13 protein-coding genes and 2 pseudogenes are annotated in these 14,364 nt (G+C 65.5%); 3 read left to right on the top strand and 12 right to left on the bottom strand.

The features are described from left to right. Positions 1 to 93: 93 nt before the first annotated feature. The 8 genes and pseudogenes from JZ792_RS29465 to JZ792_RS43275 all read right to left on the bottom strand — a co-directional run. Positions 94 to 522: a YbaB/EbfC family nucleoid-associated protein gene (locus JZ792_RS29465; protein ID WP_216915564.1), complete on the bottom strand. Its 429-nt coding sequence runs from the start codon at positions 520 to 522 to the stop codon at positions 94 to 96. Further along, complete coding sequence (locus tag JZ792_RS29470) at positions 519 to 932, bottom strand: ankyrin repeat domain-containing protein (protein ID WP_216915566.1); 414 nt, start codon at positions 930 to 932, stop codon at positions 519 to 521. Before JZ792_RS29470 ends, JZ792_RS29465 begins: the two co-directional genes overlap by 4 nt. Further along, on the bottom strand, positions 933 to 2,357 hold the full coding sequence (locus JZ792_RS29475; protein ID WP_216915568.1) for a GH-E family nuclease: 1,425 nt from the start codon (positions 2,355 to 2,357) through the stop codon (positions 933 to 935). Beyond that, on the bottom strand, positions 2,357 to 2,653 hold the full coding sequence (locus JZ792_RS29480) for a WXG100 family type VII secretion target (RefSeq protein ID WP_216915570.1): 297 nt from the start codon (positions 2,651 to 2,653) through the stop codon (positions 2,357 to 2,359). The genes JZ792_RS29475 and JZ792_RS29480 overlap by 1 nt, the downstream gene beginning before the upstream one ends. After that, a complete protein-coding gene (locus JZ792_RS29485) occupies positions 2,653 to 3,036 on the bottom strand; it encodes a WXG100 family type VII secretion target (RefSeq protein ID WP_254190517.1) in 384 nt (127 codons plus the stop codon). Before JZ792_RS29485 ends, JZ792_RS29480 begins: the two co-directional genes overlap by 1 nt. Positions 3,037 to 4,196: 1,160 nt before the next feature. Further along, positions 4,197 to 4,634, bottom strand: a complete 438-nt coding sequence (locus JZ792_RS29490) for a Het-E N-terminal domain-containing protein (protein ID WP_216915572.1) — start codon at positions 4,632 to 4,634, stop codon at positions 4,197 to 4,199. A 4-nt stretch (positions 4,635 to 4,638) separates the two neighbouring features. Continuing rightward, on the bottom strand, positions 4,639 to 6,330 hold the full coding sequence (locus JZ792_RS42280) for a tetratricopeptide repeat protein (protein WP_254190518.1): 1,692 nt from the start codon (positions 6,328 to 6,330) through the stop codon (positions 4,639 to 4,641). 228 nt (positions 6,331 to 6,558) lie between these two features. Next, positions 6,559 to 7,605 (bottom strand): annotated as a pseudogene (locus JZ792_RS43275) (hypothetical protein); the annotation flags it as partial. 1,172 nt (positions 7,606 to 8,777) lie between these two features. Here JZ792_RS43275 and JZ792_RS29500 point away from each other — a divergent pair. Next, positions 8,778 to 8,930 (top strand): hypothetical protein, encoded by a 153-nt coding sequence (locus tag JZ792_RS29500; protein ID WP_216915576.1) that lies wholly within the window; start codon positions 8,778 to 8,780, stop codon positions 8,928 to 8,930. Positions 8,931 to 9,103: 173 nt separating this feature from the next. Here JZ792_RS29500 and JZ792_RS29505 read toward each other — a convergent pair whose 3' ends face one another. After that, positions 9,104 to 11,263 carry a DUF8320 family protein gene (locus JZ792_RS29505; protein ID WP_216915578.1) on the bottom strand — a complete coding sequence of 720 codons (2,160 nt, stop codon included), beginning with the start codon at positions 11,261 to 11,263 and terminating at the stop codon, positions 9,104 to 9,106. Continuing rightward, positions 11,263 to 11,916 (bottom strand): helix-turn-helix transcriptional regulator, encoded by a 654-nt coding sequence (locus JZ792_RS29510; RefSeq protein ID WP_216915580.1) that lies wholly within the window; start codon positions 11,914 to 11,916, stop codon positions 11,263 to 11,265. Before JZ792_RS29510 ends, JZ792_RS29505 begins: the two co-directional genes overlap by 1 nt. Before the next feature lie 156 nt (positions 11,917 to 12,072). Here JZ792_RS29510 and JZ792_RS29515 point away from each other — a divergent pair, with 156 nt between their 5' ends. Then, positions 12,073 to 12,228, top strand: coding sequence for a hypothetical protein (locus JZ792_RS29515; protein WP_216915582.1), 156 nt, complete (start codon positions 12,073 to 12,075; stop codon positions 12,226 to 12,228). Positions 12,229 to 12,246: 18 nt separating this feature from the next. Continuing rightward, positions 12,247 to 12,924, top strand: a complete 678-nt coding sequence (locus JZ792_RS29520) for a hypothetical protein (RefSeq protein ID WP_216915584.1) — start codon at positions 12,247 to 12,249, stop codon at positions 12,922 to 12,924. Positions 12,925 to 13,153: 229 nt separating this feature from the next. On the opposite strand, the pseudogene JZ792_RS42290 reads toward JZ792_RS29520, so the two are convergent. Next, positions 13,154 to 13,326, bottom strand: a pseudogene (locus JZ792_RS42290) (IS630 family transposase); the annotation flags it as partial. Positions 13,327 to 13,330: 4 nt separating this feature from the next. Continuing rightward, entirely contained in the window at positions 13,331 to 13,564 is a 234-nt protein-coding gene (locus tag JZ792_RS29525) for a hypothetical protein (RefSeq protein ID WP_216915586.1), read from the bottom strand. Between the last annotated feature and the right edge of the window lie 800 nt (positions 13,565 to 14,364).

A 14,364-nucleotide genomic window follows, 5' to 3' on the forward strand; every position in this document is an offset into this window, starting at 1 on the left:
ATGTGGTGCTGGGGTCCACCCCAGATCCGCAGACGAGATGGACTCAAGACGGCGATGAGTCGCGGATTATCATCGCCGTGGTCGGCGATCGGTTTACCGCCATCCTCGTTGGTTCATGCGTTCGAAGTATGCGTCGTCAGCGGCGGTGATCTCGTCGGCGCTCATCGGTGTCTTCGCGGCTGCCGGTGTGTGGTGGCCTAACGTCTCATCCATCGCGCGGATCCCTTCGGCGAGGAGTGGGTCTTGGAGCAGCGGTTGCTGGGCGGCCTGGGTTTGGCGGGCTGCGTCGTTCTCGGCTGCTGCGGTTGCTTGCAGGATGAGTCCGGGTAGGCGATCGCCGTGTCGGTAGGCAGCCGGGGTGAGTTGTAGATCGCGGAGGTGACCGGCCGCGTCGACGACGGCGGTCACGGTGCCGTTGCCGGCGGTGCCGGTGCCTGTGATTCGGCGTAGGGCGTGGTGTACCTGTTCGGCTTTGGCGCGTATGTCGGCGATGGTTCGGTCGAACTCGGGATCGGTGGTCATTGCAGGTCTGCGAACTCGGCGCGGATGGGGTTGTCGCTATCCCACTCGTTGATGTAGTGCAGTGAGCTTTTCAGGCCGAAGTAGGTCTTGATCGTTTCCCTGCGGGGGTCGGCGCCGTGGGCGCGCAACACTCGGATGGTGGAGATCGGATCGCCCTCGGTTGCTGTGGCGGCCCAGTAGATCGCCGGCATGCCTTTCTCGGTGACCGCGTCGACGTCGGCGCCGTGGTCGAGGAGCAACTTCACGGTGTCGGTGCGGCCCACCGACGCTGCGAAATGCAGAGGGGTCCACCCCTGGTTGTCGACGATGTTCACGTCGGTGGTGGCGAGCAGGTCTCTCACCTGGTCGAGTTCTGCCTCGAGTGCTGCGTAGTGCAGGGGGAGTCTTCCCCATTCGTCGGTGTCGGCCATCTATTTCTTTTCCCTTCTGTGGCTGCGGTTTCCGGTCGAGTCCTCGACGTGGAACTTCTCGGGATGGCTGTTGACGTACTGGGTGAGTTCTTCTTGGGTCCATCCCTTCGACTGGGCGTCGGCGATGATCCTGCGGTTCTCGAAGCCGGAGTTGTGTCCGAAGTCCCACTGACCGTTGACCGGGTAGCGCACGCCGTTGGCCGAGTCGAGGTAGTACTGGCCCTTGGGGTCTTTGGGCAGCTGTGTGATCTCGGGGTTCTTGGTGTAGTTCTTGTCGATCGGGACCTTCACATCCGGATCCGACTTCACAGTGTAGAAGTTGTCGGCGTTGTCCCCCGGCTTGCGCCAGGTCTTGGTGTTGGCCAGGATCTGGCGTTCGGTGTCCACCCACAGCCCGGGTCTTCGGAGGCGGGAGAACGAGATGAACGGTCCTTGGGCGGCAGCGCCACCGACTTCGGCTAATGCGGGCCGCGCCCGCAGCAGCGGGCCGAGGGCTTCGCTGCTACGGGCCAGTGCCTGTGCGACCGCTGCGGGCACACGCACCGTTTCGACCAGGCCGACCAGGGCGCGAATCGTGGTGGCGATGCGTGCTCCGTAGGCAGCGAACAGGATTGCCATGCCGCCCTGTGCGGCGAGTTCGGAGCCGCCGCCGGTGAAGACGGCGAAGATCGCGCCGGCTGTCTGGTCGGCGACGACGAGGGCCACCATCTCGATGAGCATGCGTTTGACGGCGCTCTTGGTCTGCTCGACCGCGCTGGCGTAGGCGTAGCAGCTGTCGCCGATGTTGTCGCAGACTCCGGCGAGGTTGTCGAACTCGGCTTTGACCAGATCGGCCTGTTCGAGTGCTTGGCCGGTCTCGGTGCTCTGCTGGGACTCGATCATGGCGCGGGCCGCGGGCAACATCGCTGCCGCGATACGCAAGCCGCTGGCCATGTCGCGCCATGCCGCGCCGGTCAGGCGAAGGTCGCCGACATCTGCGTTGGGCCACAACTCGCCCTGGACGTAGCCGCGAACCCAACTCCAGCCGGTGGGCTCGGGATCATCACCACCGAACGCCAACGGCGGTTCGGGTGGCTCGTAGATCTTCAGCGTTCCCGCGGGGAAGACCAGGTCACCAGGTTTGGGGTCGGGCCCGGATTGGGAGTTCGCGTTGGCGTGGTTGGCGGCGGTGAACTGCAGCAGGTCGTGCATCTGCCCGACCGCCAGCGCGAGGTCGCCCACGGCGTCTACGGTGCTCCACGCTGCCTCGTCGTAACCCTGCGCCCATTTCAGGCCCGCGTTGTCCGAGCCGGCGCAGGCTGCGCTGTTGGCGGCGAGACGATTGGAGAACCTGGTGGCCGAATCGACAAGGGTGTTGTGGACTCGCTCGTACTCGGTCGCCGCGTTGGTGAATCCGTTGGGGTCGACGTTGATCGGTGGGGCCATCAGGGCCACATCTCGGTATTCGTGTCGAGGGCCGCGGTGTAGTTCGCGTGCGCCCTGGCCGCGACTTCGCGTAGTTCGTCGAGGTTTTCCCGCATCTCAGCGACCCCGGCCACCCACTTGTCGTGTGCCGCTTGCTGTGCGGCGGCCGCTTCGCCGCTCCAGGCCAGGTGCAGATCGGCGATGTGTCTGTCGACCTCGGCGAGCCAATCCTCTACACGCTGACCGAAGGCGGCCATCGTCGCGATCGCGGCGTCGAGTTCGTCGAGGTCGACCTTGTACTTGTCGGCGTCGCTCATCACAGATCCGGGAGGTCGAGGCTGCTCACCCCGGTGATCGCCGCAGCGTTCGCGGCGTCGCGTACCTCGAACTGCACCGCCACAGCACTCAACAGCGAGGACGTGTCGCCAAGGGCGGCGATGACGGTTTCGGCGCCCTGCTTCCACTCCTTCCACGACTCGTCATACGCGCTGGCGGCTCTTCCCTGCCAGCCATCGACAAGCAACTCTTTCCCGACCGAATTATCCAGTTTGGTCAATTCGTCACGAATCGCGTCTGCCTTGCCAGCCGCGAACGTCGCTGCCTCCCGCAAACGGTCCACCTGGACCTGCACCTCGCTGGCCAACATGCCCTCCCCGCCCATCACACCTGTCGAGAAGATTAGACGCAGATCGAACGCCATCGGTTCCCGGCGTTGGTCGAAGAATGCGGCCGCTCGTCAAGTTGGGACCGGAAGCGCGATGCCCGCCCCACCGACGTTCATCGGATGGATACCGAGGAGGAAGCGATCAGGAGTCGGACGGCTCGAACTTGCTGAATCGGGCGGCAGCAGCATGTTTCACAACTGACCGCGAGGCCGAGCTCGGCTTGGGCCGGACCAGCCGACCGCGGCAAAGGCTGGCATGAGCCTGCGGCACAGCGTAATCGTCGTGCCGTCACGTCGCCAGATCGCCCGCGCGTCAGGACCACCGACCAGTCTTCGCTCTGATCGGTGAACGCCCACGCCAGGATGAAGAGACGACACCGACGCTGCGCCATCGGGCAGGGTGCGTTCAGCGGTGAGATCGAATCGCGGATATCCCAGGCACACGTCCCTGGGGTCGAGGCGGGCCGTCGAGACATAGCGCCCAGCCTGGTTCTCGGCGGCCCGCCGTTTCACCACCCTGACGAGGCGCAACCCCGCATCTTTCCTGTGCGGGGCTGGCGCCCGCAGGTGATATCGGGTGTGGCGCTGCAGTGGCCTGGTGCGCCGAGGGTTTCGTGCGCGATCACCGCGTCCTCCCATGCGCACCATTCCCGCGCAGCCCTCTCGCGACACCTGGATCCTCGTGCTCCATCAATCGCCGCTATGCCTCGACCAGTTTCGCGTCACGGTTCTCCGGCGCAACCCGGATCGGAAACGCTGCCACTGGACCGGGAGCAGCAACCGCAGGGCCGTGGTAGAGCCAGTCGATCTCCTGTGGGCGCGTCATAGTCAACTCCGACCAGCACGATCCGCTGACGTTGGGCGTAGGCCAGGGTCAGGGTGGACACCCAGGAACCACCGTGGAGCAGCCATCGCTCGATGCCGAGGTGTTCACGCAGCCGTTCCATCCGGCTGTGAGCAGCGAACACCGTACCCGACAGGCAATTCCGCGGCGGCCGGAACGACCGGTATCCCACAGACACCCCGACCGGCCGCGGGGCGGGTATCCAGCAGTGCCCTGCCGTCCCAGGGTCGCGGACTCCCACGGGGCCGGCACGGCGAAAGGACACGCTCGCGGGGGCGGCGATATGAGCCACCTGTCCAAGATCTCCAGCCATCTCGTGGGACGCGAGCAGCCCCAACCGTGGATTGGCGGATCAGAGATTGATGCTGCCAGAGTTGTCGCCGTTTATGTTGACTTGACGGGCGTTATCGTAGGCGTTGGCAACGAAGGTGTTTATCGTCTCGTTCTGCACGGCACTGTTCACCAGTTGTTGCAAGGCAGTGGCGAATGCAGGGTCGTTTCCGGCGGCGGCGTCGATTACCTCGGCAGCGGCGACCTGGTTCGCCGCGGAGGGGTTTCGCTCCAATTCCGCTAAAGCTGCGTGACTTTCAGCATTGCTGCCGAACTTGCCTGCGATCAGCTCGCGTAGCTGGGTGACAGCGCGCCAGCTGCTCGTAGCCGCCTGCTCGGCCATGTTTTCGCCGAACTTCGAGGCCAGCAGTACTGCTGCCGCGATGCCGAGCGACACCGGATCAATCATTGTCATCCCTTCAAGGGTTCTAAACACTTCGAGGCTACGAACTGCCGACATCAGGTCATTGTTCGACGGCGTCGGTGACGGGGTCCGGTAATGGGGTCGAATGTTGTTCGAGTGTGGCAAGGTACGCAGCGGCAGGGTCGAGTTCGGGCGAGGACAGTCGCTGGTAGAGGTGCACGGCTTCGCGCAGTTGGGTGATGGCTGTTCGAGTGTCGCCGAGCGCGGCCCGGCCGCGGGCAGATCCTTCCAGGGCGCGCGCTTGTTCGAGCTGGCTCTGGATACGGCAGGCCACGTCGAGTGCGTCGGTGAACGTGTGCACGGCAGCCTGCGGCGCGGCGGTTTCGAGAAGTAACTTGCCGGTTTCGTTGAGGACCTCGGCTTCACCGAGCGGGTTGCCGATCTCCCGGACCAGGATCAGCGCATTGCGGTGTAGTTCGGCTGCTTCGGAGAAGTTTCCGGTTGCTCGGTGCACGCTGCCCAGTTTGTTGAGGGTGTTCGCTTCACCGAGACGGTTGCCGATCTCGCGGTGGATTCCGAGTCCTCGTTCCAGGAAGTCACCGGCCGCCACCAGGTCCTGGGTGAGCTGACGGACGATGCCCAGGATCGTGAGGGAGTTGGCTTCGCCGAGACGGTTGCCGATCTGTCGGTGGATTTCGAGTGCTCGTTCCAGCAGGGTTTCGGCCTGCGTGATGTCGCCGGTCCACATGCGGGCCAGGCCGAGGATCATCAGCGAGGTAGCTTCTCCCTGCCAGTTGCTGATGTCACGGTAGAGCGCTAACGCCTGCTCGTGCAGGTCGGTGCCGCCGGTGTAGTCGCCGGTGAGTTGTGCCACGACACCGAGCAGCGTGAGGGTGTTGGCCTCGCCCAGGCGGCTACCGACTTCGCGATAGATAGGCAACGCTTGGTTCAACAGCTCAGCGGCGGTAATGAACTCCCCGGCCGTCTGGCGCACGGTGCCGATATTGCTCAGAGCATTGGCTTCGCCGAGCCGGTTGCCGATAGCGCGGTACAGCGACAAGGCTTGCCGATGCAACTCGACAGATTCGGCGAATTCTCCGGTGAATTCGCGGAGCATGCCAAGGTTGTCCAAGGCGTTGGCTTCACCGAGGACGTCGCCGATTTCGTGTGCTGTCGTGGCGGCGCGGCGATGTAGATCCGCTGCTTGGGGCCAGGGCCCGTCGCGTTCGAGCAGGCCAGCGAGCATGGCGGTCAGGGTTGCGGTGCGCATGGGCTGGTGGTGGGTAGTGTGCTCGATGCAGGCCAGCAGGTTTGCGCGTTCGGCGCGCATCCACGACAACGCCTCGACCTCGTGCCCGAAACCACTCACCGCGACCTTCTGCTCCGGCAAGGTCGACGGTGGCGGTACCGGCCGGGTCGAGTTCGCCAGGTAGCGGTCAGCTGCTGCCGCCATGGACTGGTAGTAGTCCAGCAGCCGTTCCAGAGCGCGATTGCGGGCCTCGCGCGGGTCTGTGTCGCAAAGGGCGCGTGCGTAGTCGCGCAGCAAGTCGTGGAGTGTGTAGCGCCCTTGTGTCGTCTCCTCGAGAAGGTGGTCGATGTAGAGCGCTTCCAGTTCTGCGCGCGCGACCGCGATCGAGACATCGGCAAGAGCGGCGGCGGCCGGGGCATCGACGTCCGGCCCAGGGTGCAGACCCAAACACCGAAAGAACCGCTGCCGCTCGGGGGGCAGGTTCCGGTACGACATGCCGAACGCCGCACGGACCGCGCGCGAACCCACGTCGAATTCGGCCAACCGATCACCGGCGGCCTCGAACTCCCTCGCCAGTGCCGTCACCGTCCACGCGGGGTGATGGGCCAGGCGCCCGGCCAGAAGAACGATCGCCAGCGGGAGATATCCGCACAGGTGAACGATCCGGGCCACCGCAGCATCGTCGTATGCGTTCGGGCCACGTCGCGCCAGGGTGACGAACAACAGTCGGGCATGATCGGGCTCGAGCATGCCCAACGTGAACGGCATCGCGCCGTCCAACGCCATCAGCCTGCGTCTGCTGGTCACCAGCGTCAGACAACCCTGTCCCGCGGGAATCAAAGGTTCGACCTGATCGACATCGGCCGCGTCGTCGAGCACCAGCAGAGCACGTTTGTGAGCGAGTCGATCACGCCAGAGGCTACTGAGTCCATCGAGATCCTCGGGCAGATTACGAGGATCCACACCCAGCCCGACCAACAGACCCGCCAGGACATCACTGGGATCATCCGGTGCTCGCCCAGGAGTGTGAGCGTGCAGGTCGATGAAGTACCGGCCATCCGGAAACCGATCAGCCAATACATGCGCGGCCCGAGTGACCAGAGCGGTCTTACCGACACCGGGCATCCCGTCGAGGGTGTGGATCGACAGGACCCGGCCCGGCGCCATCGCGCTCAGGATCCGCTCCAACTCACGCTCACGGCCGATGAACGTCGACACATCTCGGCGCAGCGTCGACGTCATGATCGGTCGTGGCGGCAACGGCGCCTCGTGCACAGTCGTCGAGTTGATCGTGCCGGTATTGTCACCGACCACGTTCACCTGCCGGGACGCCTCCGACGCACGAAACCCCAGATTCACCCCCCGTACTCCGGGCTGCGGGCTCCGTGATCCGGCGTGCACCGCATCAGAGAGACCGGCACGGTCGAGTGCCTCGACGATGACTCGGTCCGCTGACATATCGCGGCGCGCCACCGAGATCCACCGCGCCAGTTGCGCCGCCATTCGCCGATCTTGTCGAGCAGCCTCGCAAATACGAGCAGCCACCACCACCACCGCCTCACCGACTTCGATCGGACCCAGCACACCCGACTCGGACTCCTCAACGACCTCCTCGAGCAGCACGATCTCGCGTATGCGCGCCACCGCGAACCGCGCGCTGCCACTCAAGTCCGCACCGACCCGGTCGTTGAACCTCGATTTCAACAGTGCTGCAGCCGCAGCACCAAGCGACATCAAATCCATCCCCACCCCTATCAGTCCCGAAGAACGACATCGTTGAAGCCGTCTGACGCGGTCGACCAAGTCGTTCAAACACATTGCACTACTGCTGCGTTCGACGATTCGAGACAAGCTTCAGACCACACGCAGAGGACTGGTCGGCGATCGAAGGCCGAACAGCACTCTTGTTGCCTCACTGATACAGCGACTCCGAGACGACCCACACGGGCAGAGACACTGGTCGACAGGCATCCTGCCGCAACCCTCACGCAAGAGACACACACCAGTTTGCGCGCACAAATGCAAGGCCGTTATCCATAGGCAACACAGCCTGCTTCGAAAGTGGCCGGAATCAAAGCAGATTCAACGCCGCTCACACAACCTTGCGATTGCTGAAGAGTCACCAGCCGTACTCCTCCGGCCGGAGTGAACGTGCCTGGAGACCGCCGAATCTTTCTTCATACGATGTCGTGGCGACAGATAGCGGCCCGAGGACGACCCGAACTACGGTCGCTGACCGAAAACGTCCTCTCGACCGCCTGTCCACCCCCATTGACCGAATTCGGGTGACGGTGGGCCTGCCGGGTGTTGTCGGAGCTGCCCCGAACTGGCCCGTAGCGTCACCGACCACGGGGTCACCGACCCGCTGCGGACGACCGAGCCCACACCGATGTGGTGCATGCACGCCACCCACTCGCGTCACACCGTATCGGCGTGCGGCACACCGTATATCTGGAAACGCCGCCTGGGGCGGGACCAGAGGTACCGTTCGGGACGATCAACGGTTGGTTCTCCGGCACTGCGGTGCCCGAGCCCGACAGCCCGTACTTCACACCGATCTTGCGCGTGCTCGGCGTCGAAAGCAGCGAGGAGACCAGAGCCCGCACGACGCCGCGGCGCGGGTGCGGGCTCTGGCGCGTCCAGCGAAGTCCACCCGGTCGCCCTACCGCGGACTGGATCCCTTCGAAGCCGAGCACGCCGCCTATTTCCACGGCCGAGCCCGATCTGACCCGGATATTGTGCGACCGCGTCGGGGCCTGCGCAGATTCGCCGACCCGTCCTGGAGTCGTTGTCGTAGCAGGAAAGGCGACTCTCTGTATGGGAGCGTCAAAGGCTACACCTGGGACACACCGTAGGAGGCCCCGCGCTCAAGTACCCCCTACCGAAGCCTCGAACTCACGACACCGGTCGTCCACCGCGGGACCAGCTCCGAATCCTTCGATATGGAACAGCGGGGAAACGTAGCCTGGATGTGGCCGATATCGACGGATGTGGCTGATCGGTGGGCATCGGCACGGCTGCGGATCACGCTGGCGTTGGTCTACGGCCGCCCGGGTGATCATCGGCGCGCCCGACGTCTACGGGCCAAGGTTCTCGCGGACGCGCCGCTGCCGCAGCCGCCGATCTGGCTCGGGACTTCCTGAGCGGTCGAATCCTGTTCCGGCTGCTCATAACCGCATCGAAACCGGAGATCAGTTCCTGAGCGGTGCATGCCTCACCGACGAAGATCTGGCCGACATCTGGTCACATGCACGGCCCTTGGTTGAGCGGTTGACACCTGAGGAGCGCCCGATGCTGATCGCTACCGGCACACCAGTCAGCTCTCGGGTTCGTAGGAGCGTCGTCGCGTGACCTTCGCTTCCCGGGCGACGAGAGTGGCCAGGGCGGGGCGGCGGGGTGGGTTGATCCGGACGGTGACGACCGAAGCTGTTGCACAGGTGTCGAGTTCGGTCGCGACCCAGGCGGCGAAGCGGGCGCGTTGTGTGTCGTCGAGGTCCTCGGCGCGTCCGTCGCCGTCGTCGAAGAGCCGGACCTCGATCCCTCGCCGCCGTGCCTGCCACGCGGCCCGGCCGATGAGTGGCTGTGCGAGGCCGGGGGCGCGGGCGATGCTGCGCAGGTGGGCTTCGAAGAGCCCGGCGGTTGCGGCTTCGGCTTCGGCGAGTCTGCCCTGGGTGCGGATCTGTTCGAGCAGGGCGAAGAGTTCGGGGTTCAGGGTGGTGAGTTGGGTGCTGCGTTCGACGGTCGCGGCTTCGAGATGCGCGGCCGTGGCGGCGCGGCGCAGGGCCGCGGCGCGGACCCGGTAGATGTCGCGCGCCGCGGGACGCACTGTGAGGGCGATGGCGGTGGCCATGGTCATGGGCGCGAGGTCGATGGCGGTGATGCCGATCCCGAAGCCGAGCCCCTGCCCGGTCTGGACGGCCCAGGTGATCGCTACGGTGGCGATCAATGCCGAACCGGCCCAGCCGAATCCGATCCGGCCGCGCACGCACAGGAACGCATACACCGTCGTCGCCAGGAACAGCGGCCACAGCTGGGTGCCGGAGCTGACCGGGACCGGCAGCACCGCGCAGACCAGTGCCATCGCGATCGGCCCGGCCGCCGTCACCGCGAGCGCGGCCGTCACCGGCATCGGGTCGCCGGGCACGATCAGCAGCGCGGCCGCGGCAGCCGTCAGCACCAGTAGCGCGACCCCTACCGGCCACCAGGTGGTGATCCCCACCCGCGCTGTCGCCGCCTGCAGGCCCATACCGAGCAGGAACCCGCCCACCGCGAACCATGCGACCGGCTGCCGCATCCCGAGCAGGGTGCGGATGTCGTCGGCCTCGGTTTGCGGTGCCCGCCACTGCAGGGTCACGGTGGTGCCCCGGCCCTCTCCCGTCGTGATGGAGACCGAACCGCCGGGCAGTTGTCCGACCCGCTCCTCGATCGCGCGCAGCCCCAGCCGCTCCGCCTCGACTGCGCCGCGATCGAAACCGGGCCCCTGGTCCGAGACTCGCACCTGGATGCGATCCGCGTTCACTTCGAGCGTGACCGTGCCCGAACCCGCATGTCGATAGCTGTTGCGCACCGCCTCGGCAGCCGCGGCCGCGAAGACCTCCGCGACCAGGGCCGGATGCTGGGCTACCCCGGGATCGACCGCGACTTGGATCGGCGTGCCCGCATCGACCTCGCGCACCGCCGCGGCGATCCGCCCGGCTACCTCCGGCAGCGGCACCGGCTCCGTGGAGGGCGGCAGCTGGTCGAGGCGTGCGAGTTTGGCGAGCGTGATCTCGGCGTGGCGCCGCAACTCTCCGGCGGACAGTGTGCCGCGCGCGGCGGCGAGCAGTGTCGCCATTACCCAGGTGTGGATGAGGTCGAGGAACAGGCGGCGTTCGGTGAGTTTCGCGGTCCGTGCGGCCTCGGCGGCGGCCTGCGCGCCCTCGCGGCTGCGGGTTCGGTCCAGCACGCGGCCGGTGCGCACCGCGATGCAGCCCGCGCCGGTCAGCAGCAGGCAGTAGCTGATGTTGGTGATCAGATCGGGGATCAGGTGGGCGGTCGCCGCGCCGGAGATGTGGTTGAGGAGCTGGGTCAACGTCACCAGCACCGTGGTGTATCCGAGCGCGGCGCGCGCCGGCCAGAACGCGGCCGCGCAGAGCCCGGCGAGCCCGGGGATGGCCACGATCCACAGGTAGGTGATCGGCGGTGTCCGCCCGTTCCAGGCGAGTAGCCATGTCAGCGTGGGCAGCAGGAAACTCAGCGCGGCGACGGTCGCCGTCGTCCGCGCCGATACCGGCCACCAGCCGAAAGTGGCCGCGCCGACGGCGATTCCGGGAAGAAAGATCGCGGCGACCGCCAGCGGCGTCCACCACGGCGCCACCACCACCGTGTCCGCGAGGATGTGATGCGCCTCGATCCCGAGGTACGTGAGGTACCCGATACCGATGAAGCGGCAGTACAGCCGCAGAATCCGAGTCTCGACCGCACCGGCGGCGCGCACTATGCCCCTCGGCGCGGCGCAAACCACGGCCGCCGGACGAAACCACCGAGCCGCGCGGCGCGCTTGAGCTCGGAGCGGGACAGGTCGTCGTGCCCGAGTTCGGCGTACTGGGCGCGGATACGGCCGAGATATCCCTTCACCGTATTCGGTTTCAACTCCATGAGTTCGGCGATATCGCGCTCGGATTCACCAGCGGCGTAGAGCGCCAGCACCCGCTGAAGTCGCGGGGAGAGGTTGGGGGCGAAGGCGGGATCTGCGTCGAGCACCGTCGCCAGGTCGGGCGAGACCACCGATTCACCGTTCGCGGCGGCGCGGATCGCGTCCACCACCGCCTGTGGCGGGTCCGATTTCTTCGCCATTCCCCGCGCGCCGGCGCGCGCCGCCATCCGGACCAGCTCCGGTTCCTCGCCGGAGGTGAAGAGCAGCGTGGGGATGCCGCGCGCGTCGAGCGCGGTGACATTGTCGAAGGGCGTCGAGCCGTCGCCGAGCAGCAGGTCCAGCACCACCAGGTCGAGTTCGAAGTCGAAGGCCAGCAGCTCCGGCACCGTCTGCGCGGCGACCGTGATTTCCAGCTCCGGATACGGCGCCAGATAGGAGCGCAGCGCGGAAACGGTGAAGTCCCGCTGATCGTCGACGACACCGATACGCCGCATTCGCCACCCCCTCGGTCGAGCGAAATCCTAAACCACCCGCAATCGGCGCGCGACCACTTCTCCCGCTAACGAACACCCCCGAAACAGACACCTGTCCCCGCCCTGCTCCGCCGCCCTAATCTCAGCGGTACCAACCCCGTTCACCAGGAGGAATTCATGGCCAGCTCGGAGCAGGACGTCCGCGATGCGATCGCCCGCGTGAAGAATTCACCCGCCAACGCCAGCCGCGACGACTGGAAGGTGGTCAAAGATTTCGCCCGCCAAGCCGGGGCGCTCGGGAACCTCGCGCGCGAAGCGATCAAGGGCCGCTGATTCCCTATGGCTGTCTCGATGGACGAGTACGACCGCACCGTGTCCACCGATCGCCTGGCCGAGATCACCCACCTGGCCGCGACGGTGGCGCCGGTGCTGCTGCAACGCGGTGTCCCGTTCGACGTGACGCTGCCCGAGGGCGGGCCCCTCGGCTGGTACCTGCGCTCCTATCGGATCATGCGTGGCACCGAGCGGGAAGGGATGACCACCTGGGAGTGGAGCTACATCTCGGTACTCGGGCAGGACGGAGTCCTATACAAGGCCCACAGAGAAGACGAGATGCAGACCTTCACGACCTACCAGGTCGGCCGGGACGAACTCTCCAGCCTCGGGCGGGTGAACACTACAGACGCCGTGGCCTCACTGGAACGCGACCGCAACCACCATGAAGCCGCCTGCAACTGCACGGAATTCGGCCGCACACTGCTCGACGACCTACACCAACTCGCCACCGTCCGATCCACACAGCCCCGCCGATCCATGATCCCGCCGCCCAAGCCCGCTCCGGCGCCAGCACCAAGCCCCCGATTCGGATGCGGCAGTGCGCTACTCAACATGGCAGCTACCTTCGCAGTAGCGGCAGCCGCCTGGCATGTGACCGGCTGGTCCCTGCTCTCGCTGATAGTTCTGGTCGCAGGCCTCGTATACCTGATCGCCAGAGGGAGGGCTCGCAAGTGCCGTCGGGGGCCGAGCTAGACCTTGCTTGGCGATGACCACAGCGAGAATTTCGTTCGCGATCTCCCAGCCCTTCTCGGATTTGCCCGTCACCCGGAGAGCAACGATTTCCAGGCGGACTGGTCGACGAAGGCCGTCGCGGTTGTCGACGCCGACGATAGTCCCCCTAATGACGAGACTGCCAGTGATCGTCAGTAATCAGTGTCCTGTCAATAACCAGATAGGCCGATGCTATTCACACATGTATTTCCTAGTGCCCCGTATTTGAAATTTTTGGGCGTTGCGCTTTGGCCAGGACCTCCTCGGCGGTCTTGGTCCAGACGAGAAGGGGTGTGCTCGGGGGTTCCAGCCGTGGATGAAGGCGCGGATCCTGGTGGTGAGTTCGCGGACGTTGCGGAAGCTGCCGCGGTGGATGGCTTGGCGTATTTCAGTCTGTGGCCGGAGTACGCGACACGAGGGTGATGTCGAGTTCAGCGAGTTGTCCGCCGCGTGTCAGGTGTTCACGAGTCACTGTGGTGAGGGTGCCCTCAGCGTCGGAGCGGTGGGTGTGCAGGGACACGTGCGTCGGTTGGGGTAGTAGGCCGGAGACCACGAGCACCCATACCGGGGCGGGGGCGAGATCAGCAGCGGCTATCCGGGGGGCTCGGGTCGTTCCGGGCACGTCGACACTGTCGAACACTTCATCTCGAACAGTCCGTTCCGAGTCGACCCGTTGCAGCAGCGAAGCCTGCTGCCGAGCGGTCAGGTATGCCGGCGAATCGGGAGTCCGCAAATGCGCCAACCCGGGAAGCGCCCAGATCGGTACCGGCACAGATCGTTCGAAGAATTTCGCGAACTCGGCAGGAACCGAATACTTTCCCGTCGTGAGCAATGCCTCCCACCCCGACGGAGCCGACAAGATCTCCCCCCTGGCAGCCAATCGCGCCAAGTCGACATAGCTGGACGGTCGATGGACGAGCACAGCGCATGACGAGACCGTCTCGAGGACCGTCCACGCCATACCCATACCCCCATCGATGACGCCCACATAGGGATTATCGGGCAGCACCGAACAGTTGGCGAAAACCCCTGACGTAGAAGAAGATCGAACCTCATCGAATCCGCTGGGTCCTGAACCCGACCCCAGGAAAATGCTGGTGTAGTACTGAAGTCCGCTGTAACTTCCGCACAGTGCCCCTCTGCCGAACGACTCGTCGAGTCGGACCTCGGTCTGCCCCGCACTTTTGGTCTGCCCCGCGCGCGTGAACGACCTTGAAGTCTTCCCTCTCACTACCTCGCGATCAGCCCCACAATTCCAGCAGGCATCGAACGACGGCTCGTGGACTTCGCCGCAGCCCTGCGTGTCAGACATCCCAGGAGCTTGGATGTCAAGCGGCGAGGTGTTGGTAGCGGTGTGCCCATCCGGCGGTTTGGCTGTAAAGGGTTTTGGTTTTCAGGCAGCCATGCAGGATTGCTACGAGT

The sequence above is a fragment of the Nocardia noduli genome (assembly GCF_019038455.1).
Classification (GTDB): domain Bacteria; phylum Actinomycetota; class Actinomycetes; order Mycobacteriales; family Mycobacteriaceae; genus Nocardia; species Nocardia noduli.